Source organism: Peribacillus sp. NPDC058002, from assembly GCF_042886655.1.
In the GTDB taxonomy this organism is placed as follows: Bacteria; Bacillota; Bacilli; order Bacillales; family DSM-1321; genus Peribacillus; species Peribacillus aracenensis.
Genome location: NZ_JBHVQU010000340.1, coordinates 1 through 3,100, shown reverse-complemented (window position 1 = coordinate 3,100; position 3,100 = coordinate 1). Strand labels below are relative to the sequence as shown.

Genomic DNA, 3,100 nt, shown 5'->3' with positions numbered 1-3,100 from the left:
GAGACAGTACCTGAAGAGTATGGTGGAGTCGGAATGGATTATAATACGCTTGCCATCGTTTGTGAAGAGTTGGAGCGAGGCGATACGGCTTACCGAACTGCAGTTTCTGTACATACAGGGTTAAATAGCATGACCTTGCTGCAATGGGGGACGGAAGAACAAAAACAGAAATATTTAGTACCGCAGGCAAAAGGGATCAAGATTGGCGCTTTTGGGCTGACTGAACCGAATGCAGGGTCTGATGTTGCGGCTATGAAATCAACGGCAAAACGTGTTGGGGACCATTATATCTTGAACGGGTCAAAAACATGGATTTCGCTCTGTGATTATGCAGATCATTTCCTCATTTTCGCCAAGACGGATCATGATGCCGGTTCAAGGGGAATCACTGCTTTTATTGTGGAACGGACTTTCGAGGGAGTGGAGTCGAAAGCCATTAAAGGGAAATTATGAATTCGTGCCGGGAATACAGGCGAAATCTTTTTAACCGATGTAAAAGTTCCGGTCGAGAATAGGCTCGGTGAAGAAGGTGAGGGCTTTAAAATTTCCATGTCGGCATTGGACAGCGGCCGGTTTACAGTGGCCGCAGGTGCTGTAGGGTTAATTGAAGCAAGCCTGGAAGCAAGCTTGAAATATTGCCATGAACGAAGTACATTCGGAAAAGAGATTGGCAGGCATCAGCTCGTTCAACAAATGATTGCCAAGATGACCGCAAATTTAGAGATTTCCAGATTGCTGGTCTTTAAAGCGGGTACCTTGAAAAATCAAGGAAAAAGGAATACGAAGGAAACTTCACTTGCAAAGTGGATATCATGTAATGCTGCTAACGAAGCGGCCAATGATGCGGTTCAAATTCATGGTGCCTACGGATACTCGGATGAATATCCTGTGGAACGTTTTCTGCGGAATTCAAAAGCCCCGGTCATTTACGAAGGAACCCGTGAGATTCATACTGTAATGCAGGGCGAATACGCACTTGGCTACAGACAAGATAAAGAGCTTCGAAAGCAATTGCCTGCATGGCCCTTCGAGCAGGTTTCCGTCCATTAACTATAGATAGAGGAGATCAGATGATGAACACATACTTTATTGCAGGGCATGCAAAACTTCCACAAGGGATGGCGGCGAGAAATTTATATGATTCCATCACGATCACGGTAGAGCTTGACTTTAAATATGGTGTAATAGTCGAGGCTTCCTGTACACTTGCTACAGAACATGGCAGGGAATTCATTCGTCAACTGCTGCGCGGTTATTGCCTGAAAGATGGTATCGAAGAATTGATTGATCGTGTACAAATGCATTATCGTGGAAAGGCTGGTCAAGCCATTCAAGCAGGGCTGAAGGATGTGTATGCACAGTTCGAATCGGTCTCCGTTAAATAAGCGAAACTGGGAGGATCCTACCGTATGTAAAAGGGTGGGATCCTTTTTTATAGGTTCGGGTACATCGCAAATAAGTCCACTGTCATTATAAATGGCAGTGTTTTTCATTGTTTAAGGAACGGTACATTTGAATGGATATAACGATCGTGAAAATTTTTAAAAAAACAAAAAACTCGTCCCTTTACGACGAGCTTGTGTTTTTATTGAAAATTGGACTTTAAAATAAATCTTAATATCCAGTGAAAAAAATTAGTTGTACATTAAAACGGAACCAAGAAACTAGAAGCAACATTCCCGTTTATTTCGAAAGTTATTGCCGCAAAGCCAACTGCAGTTGTTGGAGGAACACCGGTTTCTGTTGCAGCGCCTTTGTCTGTTGCATATGGAACACCGGTTTCTGCTGGTGCACCTTTGCATACGGCAAGTGGACCTCCTCCTGCTAGTGCACCTTTGCGTATGGCAAGTGGACCTCCTCCTGCTAGTGCGCCTTTGCGTATGGCAAGTGGACCTCCTCCTGCTAGTGCGCCTTTGCGTACGGCAAGTGGACCTCTTCATGCTAAAGCAACGTTTAGTGCGTCTGCGGGAAGTTCGCTTATTATTGTTGTTTTTACGTGAAGAACGGCCTTTTGAACAAGGGTCATTATACATGAAATCGCCTAACCCGAAGGAATTGGCTCTATCTACCGCATTTTGTATATTTTGAATGATATCAGACATATTTAAATATCCCCCTTTCTATACATTAAACTATGCGCTTGTACGTAATATGCCAGGGATAATAGCACAATTTTTAATGAAAATTTGTTTTTGGTGACACCCCTCGCTTTTTTTCATAATTTAATATGAAAGTGAAAGGGAAGTGAAGGGTTGTATGAATTCTGACAAGAAGCTGCCTGTGTACCAGCTTTTTATTCCACCAGTTAATTTAAGGGAACTTCGCAGAGATATATGGTGCAATGATCCTTTACCGGCAAAGTTAACACTTAACAGAAAAAAACTGGATATTGATATTGTTTACCGTGGCTCACATATCCGCGGTTTTCCCAAAAAATCCTATAATGTAGTCTTTTATAAACCTAATACTTATAAGAATGCCAAGGAAGTTCATTTAAATGCCGAATATAAAGATAAATCTTTACTAAGAAATAAATTATCTTTAGACTTTTTTGCGGATATAGGCACCTTATCGCCGAACTCCCAGTTCGTTTTCCTGAATCTGAACGGAAAGGACGAAGGGATATACCTAGAATTGGAATCGGTGGATGAATATTATTTGAAGAAAAGGGGGCTGCCCAAGGGTGCCATTTTCTATGCAGTGGATGGTGATGCCAATTTCTCATTGATGAGCGATTTGGATAAAGGAATCAAAAAATCATTGGAGATGGGCTATCAAAAAAAATGCGGGACAGCAAAGGATGAATTATATTTACAAGAGTTGATCCTCCAAATCAATACAATTTCAAGAGTGGATTTTGAAAAGGAAATCGTAAAATATGTCGATGTGGAAAAGTACATGCGCTGGCTGGCCGGTGTCATATTTACGCAAAACTATGATGGGTTCGTTCATAACTATGCCTTGTATCGAAATGGAGATACGGGACTATTTGAAATGATTCCATGGGATTATGATGCGACATGGGGCAGGGATGTTAACGGGAAAGGATGGGAGGGAACCGGACATGTACCTCCCTGCCATAGAACACGGGGAGCTTTGG

General features: G+C 42.3%; 2 protein-coding genes and 2 pseudogenes. 3 read left to right on the top strand and 1 reads right to left on the bottom strand.

Going from position 1 to position 3,100, the window contains the following annotated elements:
* Nucleotides 1–1,050 (top strand): annotated as a pseudogene (locus ACFVSH_RS24685) (acyl-CoA dehydrogenase family protein); the annotation flags it as partial.
* 23 nt (nt 1,051–1,073) lie between these two features.
* On the top strand, nt 1,074–1,385 hold the full coding sequence (locus ACFVSH_RS24680; protein WP_260284044.1) for a DUF3870 domain-containing protein: 312 nt from the start codon (nt 1,074–1,076) through the stop codon (nt 1,383–1,385).
* A 660-nt stretch (nt 1,386–2,045) separates the two neighbouring features.
* Here ACFVSH_RS24680 and ACFVSH_RS24675 read toward each other — a convergent pair.
* Nucleotides 2,046–2,102: pseudogene (locus ACFVSH_RS24675) on the bottom strand (hypothetical protein); the annotation flags it as partial.
* Between the two features lie 154 nt (nt 2,103–2,256).
* Between ACFVSH_RS24675 and ACFVSH_RS24670 the strand changes: the two are divergent.
* The coding region (locus ACFVSH_RS24670) for a CotH kinase family protein (protein ID WP_387708379.1) at nt 2,257–3,100 on the top strand (844 nt) is incomplete at its 3' end.